Genomic DNA, 15,863 nt, shown 5'->3' with positions numbered 1-15,863 from the left:
AGTATCATATTACATACAACTGGTTCATTACTTATGAGAACTAAGTACGCGATTCGTCAATTGGTAGAAAAAGCACTTGACATTAAAAAATTAACTCCCGAAATAGAAAATGAAATCAATTCGGAACTGACTCAAATGGGACACATTTCTGACGTTGATTATGAAGCCCTGGAGTTATTAATGGCAGAAATGGATGCGGGTAGAGTTAAGTTAGTACCTAGCTGGGGATATTAATTCTCAAGGTGAGTATTATTATTTTTTCGTTATCCTCAGCCAGTTTTGAGAGGAAATAGCAAAATTTAGTTGGAAAAACACTAACAGCAGTGCTGATAGCAGGCACGATAGGATTGCTGGTGTTTTACTGTCATGTTTAATATTGATCACACAAGTTTGGCGTAAACTGTGCTGGTGAGCATTAGTTTTTAGTCCCTATTCCCTCTTGATAAACTTGCCAAATCTGCTGAATAAATTGATTAAATTGCTGTTTGGCGGCTGAATCCAATTCATTTTTTGGTTCTTTTGCCAAAATCTGACTTAAGAGTGAAACTACTTCTGTATCTAAAGCTGGTCGAAATAAATTGATGGGCCAAAGCAAATCTGATGCATCTCGCAGATCAGTAATTATTGGTGGTTCTTGGGCAAAGCCGACTAGCAGTAATGGACGTACCCAGCACAACTGCCGAGAAGTCACTAATTGGATGACTTCCCCGTATAGATTTCTGTCACTATGCTCTAAAGACACAATTTGTCCCGGTTGAAAGTCTAAGCTCATGTTCATATCTAGCAGTTAGGGCTGTGACAAGCAGGGATTTTTGAGCAAATTTATGGGTTTTAAACGCGATTATGCGTTAATTTTGTGGGAAAATCCTTTACAATTAAGCAAGTACTCACACCCGTGAATACTTGAAATATTACCTCATAATTGCCACCCTTATGCTGGCCTAGTCTATATCGCAGCAGAGTTTTTTCATGACATAAAGTTTGGATAGACATGCGATAAGATAGGTAATTAACTGTTGAGTAAACACTAGACAGAGAATCTGTTGTAGTAAACCACCGAATCAAAGAGCAAAGAACCGTGTCAGTCGAAACCATTGAGAAGCGTTCCACATCCCGCAAGCTCGCGCCTCGGTATCGCGTTTTGCTCCATAACGACGACTACAACTCTATGGAGCATGTGGTACAGTCATTAATAACCACAGTACCGAGCCTGACTCAGCCCCAGGCTGTGAGTATTATGATGGAAGCCCATACTAACGGCATGGCTTTAGTCATTACTTGCGCTCAAGAACATGCTGAGTTTTATTGCGAAACACTGAAAGGTCATGGTTTAAGTAGCACCATTGAACCTGAGGAATAAATTAGATATTGAAATCGAGTTTTCCTCACAGGGTAGGAAGACAGCAAAAAGTCAAAAGTAAAGGGTAAAACTAAAAGATGTTTTCTCTGACTTTTGACTTTGATATTGTCACCTTCCTTTATTTTTGCTAAAAATTTTTTATGAAAATAAACCTTGCCCGTTTAGCCCAACGCCCTGTCTTGATGAGGTTGGGCTATTTTGTTGTAAGTTTATTGCTGCTATGGTTACCCTTGGCTACACCCATTTACTTATTAGTTAGTGATTCTAATTTAGTAAGTATATTGACAATGGTGTTGCTATATACGCAGTTTATTTTTCTTTTAAAACTATGGGGTAAAAACGTCTACCAACAACCCCGAATATTACAGAAGTATGGCTTAGAAATCACCCGAAAAAACGCTGTAGATTTGTTGAGTGGTTTAGCTCTGGGGCTAATTAATATTCTGATATTATTTGGGCTACAAGGTTTGTTAGGTTGGTTGGTGTGGCAACAACCGCAAGTTTTTTTGTTAAAAATTATTTTAGAGGGTTTAATTGTTTCTTTAGGTGTCGGTTTCGCAGAAGAGTTATTATTTCGAGGCTGGTTACTTGACGAGTTGCAACGGGACTATAGCCAAAGTGCATCACTGTGGATAAATGCTGTTGTTTTTGCGGCTTTGCACTTTATTAAGCCGTTGGATGTCATTATGCGAATAATACCGCAGTTTCCCACTTTAATACTATTGGGGTTAACGCTGGTATGGGGTAAACGCTGGCGGAGGGGTCGCTTGGGTTTACCTATTGGTTTACATGGTGGTTTAGTTTGGGGATATTACATCATTAATGTGGGAAATTTAATTGAATATTCTGGCCAAGTGCCTGATTGGGTAACAGGTGTAGATCAAAATCCCCTACAAGGAGTTATGGGTTTAGCATTTATGGCTGTACTTGCTGTGTTGATGTGGGGGCGAGCAAATACTAAATCTCAAACTGTATAAATTTGACAGATTCCCGAACTCATATTATTTTACGTTTTGCGGCGCGGTTAATGCAGCTATTAATACAGCGCGGAGGGTAGAAAAGCCCCTGCCGGTTCGTTATACAGGCCGAGGCTCATCAAAGTTGCGGTCTGGGTGACACGCAAGCCATGATTCAAACACCAACGGAACAGATCGGCGTTACGCATCGGAACATAGAAGCCAAACTCATCGGACGCTGGAGCCGCGCCGATCAGCGCTTTTAAGTCCTCATTGTTCTCGCCAACAGCGTGGCCGAAAAAGCCAATTTCTGTGGCGTAGCCTGATACGCGCCCATCACACTCAACAAGCATTGCCTTGTCCCGCCCGACAGAACCCTTGAGTTCGCCCACCCGGTCATGACCATGAATGCGATAGTAAAGTTGATTACACGCAGCAAGGTCGGCCTCAGTCGCCCGACGAACGGTGCGGCCGGGTATCTTCAAGCCGAGCGGCTGTCCTCGAAGGTCTGCCAGTGACTCGCGCACGTCGAAGCCGAGTTTTGTATACAGGGCAAGGGAGCAGCTGTTATGCGCGGCCTAAACGAGCCGCACACCGGCGTACCGATGTTCGTGCGCCCTCTGTAAAATATGTTCCATCAGGCGGCGACCAACCGACCTGTTTTGCGCGGCGGGGTCTACCGTAGTGGGGCCGATTCCGGCGATAGTGTCACCTTCCCACAAACAGTTACTGCCGATGACGCGCCCATCCTCAGCCTCAGCCACGACCGAATAAACCGTTGGGTTCGCCAACAGTTCAGTAAATATATCCGCCCCAAACTCCGCAGAAGGAAAGTCAAGTAAGAAACCGTGCTGTTCCGCAACAACACGTAACCCTTCATACAAAATAGTACCACAGGGGAGTGCGTCGTTGGGCCGTCCCGCACGCAGCATCACCGAAGAGATTTGTTCAAATACTTTGTCCATAATGAAAAACCTTTTAAGTGTTCCGTTAGCAACTTTTTTAAAATACTGAAATTTAATGGTTTTTGTCTTGTCAATTCTTGCGGAATAGAACAATCTACTTTCTGAGACAATAGGGATTGAAACATCGCCTCTACCCATGAATCTGCGACAAGAATTCTTATCTAATCCCCCAGAGCATAAAATTCCCCTTGCTCAGCCTCCACTAGAAGTGCGATCGCAATGGGGACGCTGGATAGAAACACCGCAGATGATGGTAGCAATAATTCCGCCAGGAAAGTTAGAAGTCAATATTCGCTCACCACTTAACCTTGTGGTCACGAGTTTTGGTGTCAGCAGTGGAATGGCCGCTTTTAATACTGATCGGCTACAACCCTACCAAGCGCTACCAGGAGGTTTTGATATTGTGCCTCAAGGAAGTACCTATAGTTCTGTAGAGGATGCTTCTTGTTCTGTAGTGTTTGGATATTCCCAATCTTTTCTATCCCGTATAGTCACAGTAGAAGCAGAAGGACAGATGATTGAGTTACAACCTGGCCAAATTCCCAAAACCCATTGGGGTTTGAATGTAGCGATCGCCATGCAAGAATTCTTTGATAATGGACAATTAGGTGGTGTATTTTATTTAGAATCGGTGGCAACTGCGGTGCTGGGACAAATAATTTACCGACGTTCAAATTTATCTGGACAGATCAAGCGTCCGCCAGAGTTTTTAGAACCAAATTTGTTAAAGTCTGCTATAGAATACATCAGAGCGCATCTATCACAGGAACTTAGCCTGAATCACATTGCTGCTACGGTAGGATTCAGCCCTTACCATTTTGCACGAGCATTCAAAGCTACAACTAGATTATCACCCTATCAATATGTCCTCCGGTGCCGGCTGGAACTTGCCCAACAACTCTTACAAAATCCCAGAAAATCGCTGGCGGAGGTGGCGGGGGAAGCGGGATTTGGCAACCAGAGTCACATGACATCTGTATTCCAACGATTACTAAATACAACGCCTCAGCGTTATCGGCAAGAGATTGGTAGTATTGAATCTACATGAAGAGGTTATAAAATTTGTCGAATAGTCGCTAAACTATCTCAACTACTGTACCCACCAAACACGCTTTATCCAAATTTACCCCGCTCAAATTTGCTCCTTCTAACTCTGCACAGAGTAGATTAGCGCCTGTGAAGTTCGCCCCCGCCAGATTTGCCCCGCGTAAGTCAGCTTCTTCTAAATTGGCTTCATTTAACACAGTTCCTTGCAAATCGGCACGACTTAAGTCAGCACCTTTAAGATTTGCCCCCGTCAGGTTAGCACCACGCAAGTCGGCACCACGTAAATCAACTCCTTGTAAGTTGACGTTCATCAAATTGGCACCACTCAAGAAAGCACCAGCCAAAGATACATCGCTGAGTCTCGCCCCCATTAGGTTAGCACCGCGCAAATTACTCCCTCGCAAGTCAGCACTTGTTAAGTCTGCTTGCATTAAGTTTGCTCCCATGAGGTTGGCCCGCAAGTCAGTTTCTTGCAAATTTGCTCCCATAAAATTCGCACCCTCAAAATGCCCACCTTCGAGTTTGGAACCTGTGAAATTAGTCCCAACTAGGGTAGCACCTGCAAGATTGATGCGGCTTAAATCGAGTTGAGAAAGTTCCTCATCTTCTAAATTGGCACCTGGGAGTTGTTTGAGTTTTCCTGATTTAATGGCTTCAATATTCATTTGGGGTAATTACTCATTTCCTGACTAGTCTTATGGCTATCCCATCGGGAATCAAGTAGCCAGACACCGGTGCTGACTTTGGGCGACATCAGGGGTAAGTCTAGCCCTTGCTGTAAACCCATAACTAATAAAGTCAGAGCATCTACAAGTTTTGGATCAAAACGGTTTGATTGTTGCTGTCTGCATTCATCTAAAGCCTGAGCAAAGATTTCTGCGCGAGTGTTCGGGGATGATTTTAAATTATTGACTCGCCACTGAAAATCCGCAACTAAGGTCAAGATTCTTGACTCTAGAGGAATTTCATCTCCAGCTAACCCTGCTGGTTCTCCTGTACCGTTCCACCACTCGGTTTGGTGGGTAATAATTTGGGCAACTGCCCGTAGTCTAGACATGGTTCGCAATACTTGTGCCCCTGGTACCAAGGGACAAGTTAAGGCGCAACTGGGGGCTTGTTCCTGGTAGCGGGTGGATGTACCGGGAGTCAAGACGCTTTCTGTCGTTTGGAGTGGATCTATACGATGTAACAACCCTGCTAGTCGTAATCTTTTAATCTGCCATGCAGGTAGTTCTAAAAGTTGCCCCATCATCTCGGAAAGTGCGACTACTTCCGCTGCTGCCATTGGGTTGTTCACATCTGCCATATCCATCAATTGCGCCATCCGCAAAAATGCTTGAATTTCGTTAGAAACCAAGTTGCGATCTAAAGCTTGTTGACGCAGCGCTGTGGGGATGGATAAATTCTCTTGTCCCGTCTGGAGATAATCTACAACACGGGAGACAACTGCACTCAAATGTTTTGGGGCAGCTAGATGAGACTGGATGGCATTTTTATGGGCAACGAGTTTTTGTGCTAGTTCTGGGTTGTATTGTTGAATGTGGGCGATCGCTAACTTTGCTGTTTCTTGCACTAACTCTGGCTCAAATGTCCACAAGCCATAGAATTTGCGCTCTAAATCTGAATCTGGTATTCCACCTGCACCATAGTCAGCTTCTGATAATTCTTGACAAAGTACCATTGCTGTGTATTCAGGCGATAGAATAATTAAGTGCCATTCCTGAGCCACTGGATCTGCTGAATTTAAAGCCACTAAGTCCACGTTGGGTAGTTGGCTGGTGGGATGTTCTGCAAAACCAGCATCCGCTGCTGCCATAATCACGATTTCCCGGCTGCACTTAGCCATATCTGCATATCTTTGGGCTTCTTGCAGATACCATTTACCTTGTTGGAAGGCTGCGATTACTAAGGGTGTACTATTTTCGCTTAATATATGGTCTTCTAACGCATGGCACAGAGCAACCAAAGTATTTTTGTAGTAAACCCCAAATCTAATTGGTCTAGTGCTTTGGCGGTGTGCTGTTTCTAGTTGTTGTAAAATTGAACCTTCTAACATGGGCTGTCATAATTCGTAATTCGTAATAGTAGCTCCAGGCAGGCTACGCCAAAGTTGTTGGAAACTAGAGGCTAGAGGCTAGGGGCTAGTGAATTAATTAGTCCCTAATGCCTAGTCCCTTATAATACGCCTGCTAACTGTTTGTCTTTCTTTTCCATAGGCGCGGAAAGTGCTTCTTCCAAATCGGCACAACCCAGTTTTTCTTCTAAGATTTTCATGACTTCGCGTCCGAAATCATTGGGGTTTTGTTGCCAAGCTTGCAAGCAGACTTCTCCGAAGAATGAACCCAGAGGTTCAGGGTTCCAAAGGAGTTTTTTAGCTGTCCACGGCATTAAGCTCATGGGATTATAACCTGGTTTGAGAATGCCTTCTTTAAAGGCATATTCTTCTAAATGGGTATGCGGTTGCAGTCCTATGAAGAAGATAGCAGGTTCAACTTTATCTGCGCCAAAAATCTTTTCTAGTTCGCGGTGGTAGGCGATAGTTTGACGAATAGTTTCGGGACGTTCGTCAATGACGTTAAAGGAGTAGTTGACGGAAACTAAATCGTTAAAACCCGCTGTTTTTAAGTCACGGCAGTTTTGCAAGACGGTTCGCAGGTTGTAACCCATCCGCATTTTCCGCACGAGTTCTTGAGAACCGCTGGTGATACCGATTTCAAAGTAGTTCATCCCGGTTTTTGCCATCAAGTCGCACAATTCTGGTGTCAGGTTGTCGGCTCTGATGTATGCTGCCCAGTGAATATCTGTCATCCCAGAATCGACGATTTTCTGTAAGAGTTCTACAGCATCGTCGATAAATTTGCGTGCGGGGATGAATTGGGCATCAGTAAACCAGAAGTTGCGAATGCCACGATTATATAGTTGGCGCATTTCAGCAACTACTTCATCTGCTGGATTGATGCGGACTTGTTTACCTTCAACGACGGTGTAGACGCAATAACAACAGTTATGGGGACAACCGCGCTTGGTTTGGACACCTATATAAAAGTCTTGTTCTTGCAGGTAATAGTTAAATTCCGGCCAGATCGTTTCTATATAGTCGTAGTTACAGGCGGTTTTTTCTAGTGGGGTGGGTTGTTCATGAATCATTCGTTGCCGTGGTTGTGTTTCACCAACTACATAGCAACGTTCATCTTGAATTTCTCTGCCACTCAAAAGTTTTTCTAGCAGGGTTTCTCCTTCACCCACAGAAATAATTGTTCCTTGGGGTAAGCTTTTGCCCAACTGTTCATAAAATACGCTGACTGCACCGCCACCGACAACGGCATGGGCATCAGGATGATATTTCTGGGCGCGTTGCAAACCACGTTTGATTAATCCCTGGTTGCGCCACAACTCTAGATAGTAAGCAATAAAGATTCTTAAACCGCCAAAGGCACCGCGTAGCTTAATCAAGAGATTTTTGGCGTAGTAAAATTCAAAGGCGTTTTGCAGTGGGTTACCACCGCGCCCGCCCACTGGGGCATAAATTTGAATATCCCGCCATGAAAAGACTAGCAGTGTAGGTTTAAATTCATCGATACAACTATCGAGAGCGGAGCCATAATCTAAAGGCGGTACCGTTCCCAAATCAAAAATTCGCTGTTCGATGCTGGGAAATAGCTTATGGACATGATCGCTAAGATATACAACCCCAATGGGAAAGATGGGGTTACAAGGAAGGCGAACGTAGAGAATTCGATTTTCCATCATGGATGCTGTAACTTGTATCTTGCCGTTCTTTGAGAAAAAAGTGCGTTTAAACTGTGTTTTTGTGTTGATTGCCCTGTTGCTAACAATTATGCTTGACATTTAAGCCAATTGTTGGAATGGGTTTATCTGGGTTGGCGATCGCGGGAAATAGTTAAATTTGCACCGCAACAAACAATATAGATAGATTTTATGAGGAAGTTTGTCATATATCTTTACCATAACATTGAGTTTGTCTATTAAGCGATGATTCCTGGCTGTAAGTCTGGGGAGGGATGAAATAAATCAACTCACTTGTACACTGAGGAAATATCAAGGTGTAGCTGGTATACCTAACTCACGGTGACCAGATAAAATTAATATCTGACACTTTTATTACTAATAAAAAATTTGAGAGCCTTCTAAAGAAGTGTATATTTTTACGAAGGTAGATTGTTTTATATAATTTTCATCACTTGAACATGCATTTAGATAGATATAACGTAGAAAATTTCAGTTGGTAGTCGGAGTTACAGCATGTCGGGATCGTCAAGTGTTAGTTTTATTTGTGTAATGTAAAATTGTGGCGTAAAGCTCCTCCGCAGTTATGGCTCAAATATTAGATTCTCTACCACCTGAGCAATCGGGGAAGATCCTCTGCTGTTACGTTAATGCTACGAGTAAAATTCAAATTGCTCGCATTTGCAATATTGCCAACTGGTACTTTGAAAGAGTTGTTTTTCCTGGACAGCGCCTCGTTTTTGAAGCTCCCCAAGCAGCGCAAATGGAGATTCACACGGGGATGATGGCCAGTGCAATTTTGTCGGATAATATTCCGTGCGATCGCTTGGCGATTAATGACCCTAGCATTAGTGAGTTTAATACAGACTCTATAGGCATCGACGCTATCAGTACAAAACCAATGGTGCAGTCAATTAATACAAAACATGAAGATACTACAAAACCCTTAACAATTGCTGGTTGATCATCCATTGATTAAGAAAACAATTTTTTTTCTCTTCAGGGTTGTTAAATTCGACAACCCTTTTTATTTAGTCATTAGTCATTATTAAAAGGGAACAGGTAACAGGGAACGGGTAATGGGTAACAGGAAAACTTCTACTTTATTGCTTACACTTCTTCATCTTTCCACCTCCCCATTGCCCCTTTAGCATCTACAATCGAAATTATGAATTTGCCTTCTTTTCTTTGGTTGTGGAAAATAGCCGCTTGGTCGATGGGGTTATCGCTACTGGCGTATTTGCTGTTAGCACTCACGGGTATGTGGATGTTTCAGGATAGAACTTCGCCGCATTTTACGGGTTTTCCGTGGGTAATTGGCGGACGTAGGGGCGTGCGATCGCTCCACTATACAATGGGCATCACGATGTTCAGTTTAGTGTTGCTACTGCTGGTTATTGGCATTGTGGGCACCTTAGGGCACTTTGGTTCCTTAGGACACTCACAACACTTGATTGCTGGGTTGATAGTAGTAATATTAGTTTTACTTTCTGTGTTCAGTGCAACACAAATTAGTGCTAGGCGTTCTTGGGCTAGACCTTTACATATCGGTGTGAATATTATTTTATTTGCAGGTTTTGCCTGGGTGTCACTTACAGGTTGGAGTGTCGTGCAAAAGTATTTGCCTTAGCCAGAATTTGTGTTCGAGCTTAGAGTACTGAGTATAAATTGTTATTCAATCAGTTTATTTGATAGCTGCTTTGACTGTGAAGGTAACGAAAACAAGAAACAGACAATCAAGCTCATAACTACAAGTTCACCGCCATCTTCCACAATTCCCAGCAAACGATCAAAGAAACGACCAACTAAGGGCAGATTACTTAATCCTATATGTAGCATATCTACTACAAGTCCAAAAAAAGCTAAAGCAAACAGCAATTTGATTAAAGATTTTGATACTTTTTTAGAAAAGCGATCGCCCCAACGATAGCTAATAGCAATAGCAATCAAAAAGAATAAACCGACTAGAGCAGATACAGTAAGCTCACCTAAATCAATTGCTCTTAAGCCAAATATAGGAGACAAGGAAAATTCCTTACTGATGAAAGATCCCAATCGTTCATGAATCCGCAGTGAATCATCAAGTAATAGATAAAAAAATAGTCCAGACCAGCTTAAGAATAGAAGTGAACTTGCCTGTATAGCCAAAAAGCCCAATAAAAGTGCAGACCAATACTCTTTTACATATTGGACAATTTCTGAATATCCTCTGTCTTTTTCTAATGAAAAATTGACATTAGAAGTAAGTGCGCCATGCGAAAAAACCACATGAAGAACAATAAAAGCAATATCTGTAGCTAAAAATAAGCAAAATAGCTTAACTGCCCAATGATCTTTATTTAGCTTTACTGACTTGATTGAATATTCTAATTTTGTCTTCAGCACAGAATCCTAATCCTTTATAAACTTTAGTCACAAAAATCTGACTACTCTAGCCGTAGAAGTTATGTCTGAAGCTTATACAGTACGTAAAATTACTATTTAACCTCAGGTTAAAATAATTAATTAGCTTAATTTAACCTAAGCTTAACCTTAAATTCAACAAAAATTAACTAATTTTAAGTAAAAATACCAACTTTGCGATTATTTTTTTTATTTCTGTAAAGAAAAATTTGGCAATACTTGTTCAGACAGATTTGCATACAACAAATTTTCAGGGAAGTACAAGAAACGCTTACCTTACAATGAAAAAAGCATGATGATAACCGCCGTGACCCAAACCTCAGTTAATTTCTCTAATTCTATTTTTCGTTTATCTCCGTTAATTCGGATCACACTGTTGAGCCTATACATAGCACTGACAGTACCATTACCTTTTTTATCTCAGGTAACAGCTGCGCCAGTATCGCCAGCATTATTGTGGGTAGGGATTAGTATTGGCTTTATTGCCTTATATGCAATATTGACCGAACAAGTAATTATAAATGACCAGGAAATTCAAGTTACATACCCCGCCTGGGTTCCTCGTTTTTTCCGTAAAGGTTGGGTGTTACCTTGGTCAGAAGTAAAAGAATTGAAACCCCGCTCCACTGGTCAAGGGGGACTAGTTTATTATTTTCTCAGCCAAGATGGAAAAGCTTATTTATTACCGATGCGTGTCGCCGGATTTGCCCGTTTGGTAAAATTCGTAGAAACCAAGACAGGTATAGATACCACAGATGTTCGCCCCTTAGCGCAGCCGTGGATGTATTTGATTTTATTGGGATTTACTTTGTTGTTATTGTTAGTAGATGCCTGGACTATCACTACAGCACTAGCTCTGGGAAAATTAACTTAAATAGGAAGAGGAGAGTGGGGAGTAGGGAGTAGGGACTAAAAGGTAACGGATAGAGTACATGGTCCAATTTTCTCTCTCATTTCCCCAGTCCCTAGCCCCCAATCCCCTATAAAGGTTGAACTTGGAGAATATCACTACAACAGCCCAATTAAGGCTAGAACAAGTTAATTTCTTTGCCAAACTGAAAGCCCAACTTCAGGGATACCCAATATTACAGGATATTTCCTTTGAGGTGTTTCCAGGCGATTGCATTGCCATTGTGGGCCCATCTGGTGCAGGTAAGACTTCGCTACTACGCCTAATTAATCGCCTGAGTGAACCCACTAGTGGCAAAATTTATTTAGAAAAACAGGAATATCACCAAATTTCTGTTTTGCAGTTACGTCAGAAGATCACACTGGTATTACAAGAGTCAAAATTGTTGGGAATGACAGTCCAGCAGGCTTTGGCTTATCCTTTAGTTTTGCGTGGTTTGCCTAAACCAACAATTCAGCAACGAGTTAATTACTGGATAGAACAACTACATATTTCCAGTGAATGGCTAGGCAAAACTGAATTACAACTTTCTGTTGGACAGCGACAATTAGTAGCGATCGCTCGTGCCTTAGTCATCCAACCGCAAGTGTTACTATTGGATGAGCCAACATCTGCCTTGGATGCTGGTACTGCTGCTCATCTAATGCAAGTTTTAATTCAGCTATCTCAAACTCATCAAACCACAATTTTGATGGTCAATAACCAACTGGATTTAGCCCAGGGATTCTGTAACCGACTGTTATATCTCCAGCAAGGTCAGTTATTGACAGACCAACCAGTTTCTAGGGTAGATTGGGTGAATTTACGAGAAAACTTGATGCAAGCAGAAAACCAAGCAGCTGAGGAATGGCTTTAAAATTTCCTCCAAAAAAATTAACTTTGGAAGTTTTTGATAAATTTGTTTCTCCCTATGATGTTTGAGTACTCAGTGTAGAACGTGGATTGCTGAATCTTTCTTTGGTTAACTTGGTTTGTGACTGCGGAACATTGGAATTCAAAATTTCCATGTTAAATCTATAGCCCACATTACGGATAGTTTGAATCAAACTAGGTTGACGGGGATCAAGTTCAACTTTTTTTCGCAGCGATAAAACATGAGTATCAATGGTGCGCGGGTTATCAATAGCGTCAGGCCACGCACGACGCAATAATTCTGACCTACTTAGAGGCACTCCCCCAGCTTGTGCCAAAACGTACAACAGACTGAATTCCTGGGGCGTTAAATCAATAAACTCCCCTTGGAACCGGACACGTCGCTGTACTAAATCAATTTGCAAACTGCCATAATCCAGGTAAGCTGGTGCAGTAGGTGTGCGCTTGCGACGGATTAATACCTCTACCCTAGCCAGAAACTCTTGCATTCCAAAAGGTTTACTTAAATAGTCATCTGCCCCCGCTTTTAAGCCGGCAACAATATCAGCTTCATTGTTACGGGCAGATAGCATCAAAATTAGAGGCTGTTGCTGACGATGCAACCAACGGCAAAACTCTATGCCATCACCATCAGGCAAGTCGGCATCAAGAATTACCAGTGTTGGTTGATGGCTTAAAAACACTTCCCTTGCTTGGTAAATACTGGCGGCTTGATGCACACGGTATTCTAACTGTTGCAAGTGCCATCCCAGCAACGACCTCAGATGGGGATTTCCCTCAACGATTTCAATACAAACCGAACCCACAGCGGCAAGACCCCTTAGCGTCGATGACTTTCAAAGTAACAAGCCCATGCTCAAGGTTTTGTAGTCTTTGTTACTCCAATTACTATTAGCTTCGGATTTGCTCATCTCAAAAGTGGAAAAATCTTGAACTAGTGCCTTGTCCAAAGCTAAGTTAGTAATATTCTTTAATTTTTTCTTAAATTTTTGTTAGACTAATCAAAAGTTCTTTTTGGTAAACATCTTCCCAAAGATGGGTTTTGCTGGCCAAGAAACGATCAATTAACAGGGAAAGCGCTACTTGAGCTTAATTCTAGCCTACTTGTATAGCTGATTACATTTTGCATAAACTACTTATGTCCGCCCCCATCAATCAACTTGGGTTGTTGACAAAAAGAATCATAAGAATAACTTACCGAATAATCTATTCCAAATTTTATGGAATAGGATCAGATCACGTCATAGCCACTGAAGGATCTCACCTAGGGTAGATTTTTGTCGTTAGTTAATGGCAAGAAAGTAGAAGTAACACTTCACATTTGGGCGTGAATCATTTACAATTCTCATTCCAAAGAGATTAACACAGCAGTTATGCTTCAAGACACACAAACCATCCGCTATTACCAACGAATTACCGACGCCTTCGTCGATTTATGGAATCGCGGTTATCGCACGGACGATATGCGGATGTATTTGGATGGATATCTAGCCGCACTGCGACATAGTAATGCCATTGAACCGATTCTAATTCATCGCTTAGAGGAGGAAGCTAGCCGCTATTTGTACGATGCTTCAAATTTCGTGATGACGCAAACACAAACACAGGCACAAGCTGATTACTACTAATGTCTCGATCTTAGACATTGAAGGTAACCATAGATTAACGCAGACAATTATAGCATATTGTTTGTTTTGATCAAGGGTATATTGGTGTGAAATTTTTGGAGATATTATTTTTGATAAAAATATCCCCTCAGATGTATTTTTGGTGTTACCAATTCGTCTAAGGGGATTTTTGGATGGATTTTGGGGATTGGGGGATAAGAGAGATTAAGGAAATGAGTTATGAATTTCTTCAGTGTCTCGAAGCCAGTGACAAAGCCCTATAAAATAAATTGCAGGGGCACAGTATTGCCATGCCCCTGACTCTGCCGATATAACTAAGTACTAACTCATTCAGCAGCCAAGTAGAGTAGATGCTGCTGGCAAAATATTAGGAAGCTAGTGCCACTTCTACTAGTTGCTGCAATTCACCTTTTTGATACAGTTCAATGAGAATATCTGATCCACCGACAAATTGACCGTCAATATACACTTGGGGGATTGTGGGCCAGTTGGAATATTCTTTAATGCCTTGACGAATTTCCTGGTCTGACAGAACGTCAATTGTCTCAAAGGGAACTCCCAATGTATTGAGAATTTGCACGACGTTGTTGGAGAAACCACACTGAGGCATCAGTTTGTTTCCTTTCATGAAAACTAATATCTTGTTTTGTTGTACCAAGTTATCAATTTTTTCTTGAGTTTCTGGGGTCATGGTCTGTTTGTTCCTATGTTGCTAATAGCCAAGATGTCGATAGTCAACCATCAATAGTCAATGGGGATTGATTGATTTTACGAAGCGGCTGTTGCTTGCCATGCTTCCGGTGTATAGGTTTTTACAGCCAAGGCATGAATCGCTTCAGTTGACATAGCTTGCCGCAACGCACCATAAACTAACTGGTGTTGTTGCACCAGTCCCTTATTGGCAAACTGCGATGAAACTACTGTCACTTGATAGTGGTCACCGCCACCAGTCAAGTCTTGCACCTGAACTTGGGCGTCTGGCAGTTCCGCCTTGATCATTTCCTCAACCTGCTGCGGATTAATCATCGCAATTCCTGAAAAACTTACTTTTCTATTATTAACAGATACAGATATGAAGCGGATACCCTGGCCTAATTTGAGTTTTTCACAGGCTAGGGGTAAACGCGTCTTGGAGGTTTATGTGAGCTATCCCTTGATAAAACCCAACTCATGGTAGATAGTTTCATACTACCATTGGGTCTTTCCAGAAGGTGGAGATAGTTTATTGACTTGGGGTAGAAGAAGACGAATTACCTTGTCTGGGAAAAGGTGCATCCACAAAACCCAACTCAAATAACTGCTGATAAGCCTTCTTGCCTAAATCCCGCGTGGGGTTTTGACTCTTAATAATCTGAATTAACAACGGTACGGCCAATTCTGGCTGATTTTGCGCCCGATGTACCAATGCTAGCTGGTAGGTGGCTTCGTCGCGCTTTTGGGCAGTCTCTAGGGCTTTTTGACGCTGGGAATCGGAAACTCGATTGTCAATTCCCGTAAAGCTGGCATTGAGTTCTTGATAAAAATTAGATAGCTGATTATAAACCTGACGAGCTTCTTGGAGTTTTTTCGCAGCTAAAGCGTAGTTTTGAGCAGAAACGGCTTGATTGGCCTCCTGCATCAACCGTTGTCCTCCCTCAATACTTAAAACGCTGTTATTTTGGGCTGTAGGACGCAAAGTATTGGGATCGTCAGGTTCAATGATTTGTACTTGACTATAAAGAGTAGGTAGCTTTTGTACTTGAGCCTGAACAGGTGATAGCAGGCTAAGAACTGTGATAAATGATAAAGAAGTAAGGCTAATTAAAGGAGCAACAGCGGCAGAGTTCATGGGGTCAATTAGTGCGAAAACTATATAGAAAAGGAATGGAAACTTCGGGTATCTTAACTCTGTTTTCGTCCGTAACAAAACAAAGCTACATACTGTAGTTCCTCTGATTTAGACTGAAAATCGGTTTAATCGAGTTCCCTTTGCTC

Annotated in this window: 20 protein-coding genes; 9 read left to right on the top strand and 11 right to left on the bottom strand. The window is 42.1% G+C overall.

Features of this window, described 5'->3' with window-relative positions; genetic code table 11:
• Positions 1–33: 33 nt before the first annotated feature.
• Positions 34–234 (top strand): hypothetical protein, encoded by a 201-nt coding sequence (locus ACM0OT_RS01040; RefSeq protein WP_414542021.1) that lies wholly within the window; start codon positions 34–36, stop codon positions 232–234.
• 181 nt (positions 235–415) lie between these two features.
• Here the strand turns inward: ACM0OT_RS01040 and ACM0OT_RS01035 are convergent, their stop codons facing one another.
• Complete coding sequence (locus tag ACM0OT_RS01035) at positions 416–778, bottom strand: hypothetical protein (RefSeq protein ID WP_414561960.1); 363 nt, start codon at positions 776–778, stop codon at positions 416–418.
• 300 nt (positions 779–1,078) lie between these two features.
• On the opposite strand from ACM0OT_RS01035, the gene clpS reads away from it, so the two are divergent.
• Together clpS and ACM0OT_RS01025 are read left to right on the top strand one after the other, a co-directional pair.
• Positions 1,079–1,360 carry an ATP-dependent Clp protease adapter ClpS gene (gene clpS, locus ACM0OT_RS01030; protein ID WP_414542023.1) on the top strand — a complete coding sequence of 94 codons (282 nt, stop codon included), beginning with the start codon at positions 1,079–1,081 and terminating at the stop codon, positions 1,358–1,360.
• 140 nt (positions 1,361–1,500) lie between these two features.
• Positions 1,501–2,337, top strand: a complete 837-nt coding sequence (locus ACM0OT_RS01025) for a lysostaphin resistance A-like protein (protein ID WP_414561958.1) — start codon at positions 1,501–1,503, stop codon at positions 2,335–2,337.
• 59 nt (positions 2,338–2,396) lie between these two features.
• Here ACM0OT_RS01025 and ACM0OT_RS01020 read toward each other — a convergent pair whose 3' ends face one another.
• Both ACM0OT_RS01020 and ACM0OT_RS01015 read right to left on the bottom strand, forming a co-directional pair.
• Complete coding sequence (locus ACM0OT_RS01020; RefSeq protein WP_414561955.1) at positions 2,397–2,801, bottom strand: hypothetical protein; 405 nt, start codon at positions 2,799–2,801, stop codon at positions 2,397–2,399.
• A gap of 93 nt (positions 2,802–2,894) precedes the next feature.
• Positions 2,895–3,419, bottom strand: coding sequence for a GNAT family N-acetyltransferase (locus ACM0OT_RS01015; RefSeq protein WP_414561953.1), 525 nt, complete (start codon positions 3,417–3,419; stop codon positions 2,895–2,897).
• Between ACM0OT_RS01015 and ACM0OT_RS01010 the strand changes: the two genes are divergently transcribed.
• Positions 3,418–4,329, top strand: a complete 912-nt coding sequence (locus tag ACM0OT_RS01010; RefSeq protein WP_414561951.1) for a helix-turn-helix domain-containing protein — start codon at positions 3,418–3,420, stop codon at positions 4,327–4,329. The two genes, ACM0OT_RS01015 and ACM0OT_RS01010, sit on opposite strands and share 2 nt — an antisense overlap.
• A 28-nt stretch (positions 4,330–4,357) precedes the next feature.
• Here the strand turns inward: ACM0OT_RS01010 and ACM0OT_RS01005 are convergent, their stop codons facing one another.
• The 3 genes from ACM0OT_RS01005 to ACM0OT_RS00995 form a co-directional block, all read right to left on the bottom strand.
• The gene (locus tag ACM0OT_RS01005) at positions 4,358–4,993 is read right to left on the bottom strand and encodes a pentapeptide repeat-containing protein (RefSeq protein ID WP_414542025.1); all 636 of its coding nucleotides are present in this window, start codon (positions 4,991–4,993) and stop codon (positions 4,358–4,360) included.
• Complete coding sequence (locus ACM0OT_RS01000) at positions 4,990–6,384, bottom strand: DICT sensory domain-containing protein (protein WP_414561949.1); 1,395 nt, start codon at positions 6,382–6,384, stop codon at positions 4,990–4,992. The genes ACM0OT_RS01005 and ACM0OT_RS01000 overlap by 4 nt, the downstream gene beginning before the upstream one ends.
• Before the next feature lie 119 nt (positions 6,385–6,503).
• Positions 6,504–8,078, bottom strand: coding sequence for a photosystem II high light acclimation radical SAM protein (locus tag ACM0OT_RS00995; protein WP_414561948.1), 1,575 nt, complete (start codon positions 8,076–8,078; stop codon positions 6,504–6,506).
• Between the two features lie 583 nt (positions 8,079–8,661).
• Here ACM0OT_RS00995 and ACM0OT_RS00990 point away from each other — a divergent pair.
• Together ACM0OT_RS00990 and ACM0OT_RS00985 are read left to right on the top strand one after the other, a co-directional pair.
• Positions 8,662–9,039, top strand: coding sequence for a DUF1830 domain-containing protein (locus tag ACM0OT_RS00990; RefSeq protein WP_414561946.1), 378 nt, complete (start codon positions 8,662–8,664; stop codon positions 9,037–9,039).
• A gap of 204 nt (positions 9,040–9,243) precedes the next feature.
• Positions 9,244–9,705: a DUF4079 domain-containing protein gene (locus ACM0OT_RS00985; RefSeq protein WP_414561943.1), complete on the top strand. Its 462-nt coding sequence runs from the start codon at positions 9,244–9,246 to the stop codon at positions 9,703–9,705.
• A gap of 41 nt (positions 9,706–9,746) precedes the next feature.
• Here ACM0OT_RS00985 and ACM0OT_RS00980 read toward each other — a convergent pair whose 3' ends face one another.
• A complete protein-coding gene (locus tag ACM0OT_RS00980) occupies positions 9,747–10,460 on the bottom strand; it encodes a hypothetical protein (RefSeq protein ID WP_414561941.1) in 714 nt (237 codons plus the stop codon).
• Between the two features lie 310 nt (positions 10,461–10,770).
• On the opposite strand from ACM0OT_RS00980, the gene ACM0OT_RS00975 reads away from it, so the two are divergent.
• Together ACM0OT_RS00975 and ACM0OT_RS00970 are read left to right on the top strand one after the other, a co-directional pair.
• Complete coding sequence (locus ACM0OT_RS00975; RefSeq protein WP_414561940.1) at positions 10,771–11,352, top strand: hypothetical protein; 582 nt, start codon at positions 10,771–10,773, stop codon at positions 11,350–11,352.
• A gap of 121 nt (positions 11,353–11,473) precedes the next feature.
• Positions 11,474–12,244 carry an ATP-binding cassette domain-containing protein gene (locus ACM0OT_RS00970; protein ID WP_414561938.1) on the top strand — a complete coding sequence of 257 codons (771 nt, stop codon included), beginning with the start codon at positions 11,474–11,476 and terminating at the stop codon, positions 12,242–12,244.
• Positions 12,245–12,296: 52 nt separating this feature from the next.
• On the opposite strand, the gene ACM0OT_RS00965 is transcribed toward ACM0OT_RS00970, so the two are convergent.
• Positions 12,297–13,067 (bottom strand): response regulator transcription factor, encoded by a 771-nt coding sequence (locus ACM0OT_RS00965; protein WP_414561936.1) that lies wholly within the window; start codon positions 13,065–13,067, stop codon positions 12,297–12,299.
• Between the two features lie 567 nt (positions 13,068–13,634).
• Between ACM0OT_RS00965 and ACM0OT_RS00960 the strand changes: the two genes are divergently transcribed.
• Positions 13,635–13,889, top strand: a complete 255-nt coding sequence (locus ACM0OT_RS00960; RefSeq protein ID WP_414542033.1) for a DUF6761 family protein — start codon at positions 13,635–13,637, stop codon at positions 13,887–13,889.
• Positions 13,890–14,256: 367 nt separating this feature from the next.
• Here the strand turns inward: ACM0OT_RS00960 and grxD are convergent, their stop codons facing one another.
• From grxD to ACM0OT_RS00945, 3 genes are all read right to left on the bottom strand, one after another.
• The gene (gene grxD, locus ACM0OT_RS00955; protein ID WP_414561934.1) at positions 14,257–14,580 is read right to left on the bottom strand and encodes a Grx4 family monothiol glutaredoxin; all 324 of its coding nucleotides are present in this window, start codon (positions 14,578–14,580) and stop codon (positions 14,257–14,259) included.
• Between the two features lie 77 nt (positions 14,581–14,657).
• On the bottom strand, positions 14,658–14,915 hold the full coding sequence (locus ACM0OT_RS00950) for a BolA family protein (RefSeq protein WP_414561933.1): 258 nt from the start codon (positions 14,913–14,915) through the stop codon (positions 14,658–14,660).
• 196 nt (positions 14,916–15,111) lie between these two features.
• On the bottom strand, positions 15,112–15,717 hold the full coding sequence (locus ACM0OT_RS00945) for a hypothetical protein (RefSeq protein WP_414561931.1): 606 nt from the start codon (positions 15,715–15,717) through the stop codon (positions 15,112–15,114).
• Between the last annotated feature and the right edge of the window lie 146 nt (positions 15,718–15,863).

The organism is Anabaena sp. CCY 9613, assembly GCF_963920895.1.
Classification (GTDB): domain Bacteria; phylum Cyanobacteriota; class Cyanobacteriia; order Cyanobacteriales; family Nostocaceae; genus Cyanocohniella.
This window is presented reverse-complemented; position numbering and strand designations above follow the sequence as displayed.

What these genes read in the sequence shown, in the direction of transcription:
- ACM0OT_RS01035 (WP_414561960.1), bottom strand. Translation starts at nt 778, where the DNA reads ATGAACATGAGCTTAGACTTTCAACCGGGACAAATTGTGTCTTTAGAG.
- ACM0OT_RS01010 (WP_414561951.1), top strand. Translation starts at nt 3,418, where the DNA reads ATGAATCTGCGACAAGAATTCTTATCTAATCCCCCAGAGCATAAAATT.
- ACM0OT_RS00950 (WP_414561933.1), bottom strand. Translation starts at nt 14,915, where the DNA reads ATGATTAATCCGCAGCAGGTTGAGGAAATGATCAAGGCGGAACTGCCA.
- ACM0OT_RS00975 (WP_414561940.1), top strand. Translation starts at nt 10,771, where the DNA reads ATGATGATAACCGCCGTGACCCAAACCTCAGTTAATTTCTCTAATTCT.
- grxD (WP_414561934.1), bottom strand. Translation starts at nt 14,580, where the DNA reads ATGACCCCAGAAACTCAAGAAAAAATTGATAACTTGGTACAACAAAAC.
- ACM0OT_RS01040 (WP_414542021.1), top strand. Translation starts at nt 34, where the DNA reads ATGAGAACTAAGTACGCGATTCGTCAATTGGTAGAAAAAGCACTTGAC.
- ACM0OT_RS00990 (WP_414561946.1), top strand. Translation starts at nt 8,662, where the DNA reads ATGGCTCAAATATTAGATTCTCTACCACCTGAGCAATCGGGGAAGATC.
- ACM0OT_RS00995 (WP_414561948.1), bottom strand. Translation starts at nt 8,078, where the DNA reads ATGATGGAAAATCGAATTCTCTACGTTCGCCTTCCTTGTAACCCCATC.
- ACM0OT_RS01005 (WP_414542025.1), bottom strand. Translation starts at nt 4,993, where the DNA reads ATGAATATTGAAGCCATTAAATCAGGAAAACTCAAACAACTCCCAGGT.
- ACM0OT_RS00985 (WP_414561943.1), top strand. Translation starts at nt 9,244, where the DNA reads ATGAATTTGCCTTCTTTTCTTTGGTTGTGGAAAATAGCCGCTTGGTCG.
- ACM0OT_RS01025 (WP_414561958.1), top strand. Translation starts at nt 1,501, where the DNA reads ATGAAAATAAACCTTGCCCGTTTAGCCCAACGCCCTGTCTTGATGAGG.
- ACM0OT_RS00945 (WP_414561931.1), bottom strand. Translation starts at nt 15,717, where the DNA reads ATGAACTCTGCCGCTGTTGCTCCTTTAATTAGCCTTACTTCTTTATCA.
- ACM0OT_RS00960 (WP_414542033.1), top strand. Translation starts at nt 13,635, where the DNA reads ATGCTTCAAGACACACAAACCATCCGCTATTACCAACGAATTACCGAC.
- ACM0OT_RS01000 (WP_414561949.1), bottom strand. Translation starts at nt 6,384, where the DNA reads ATGTTAGAAGGTTCAATTTTACAACAACTAGAAACAGCACACCGCCAA.
- ACM0OT_RS01015 (WP_414561953.1), bottom strand. Translation starts at nt 3,419, where the DNA reads ATGGGTAGAGGCGATGTTTCAATCCCTATTGTCTCAGAAAGTAGATTG.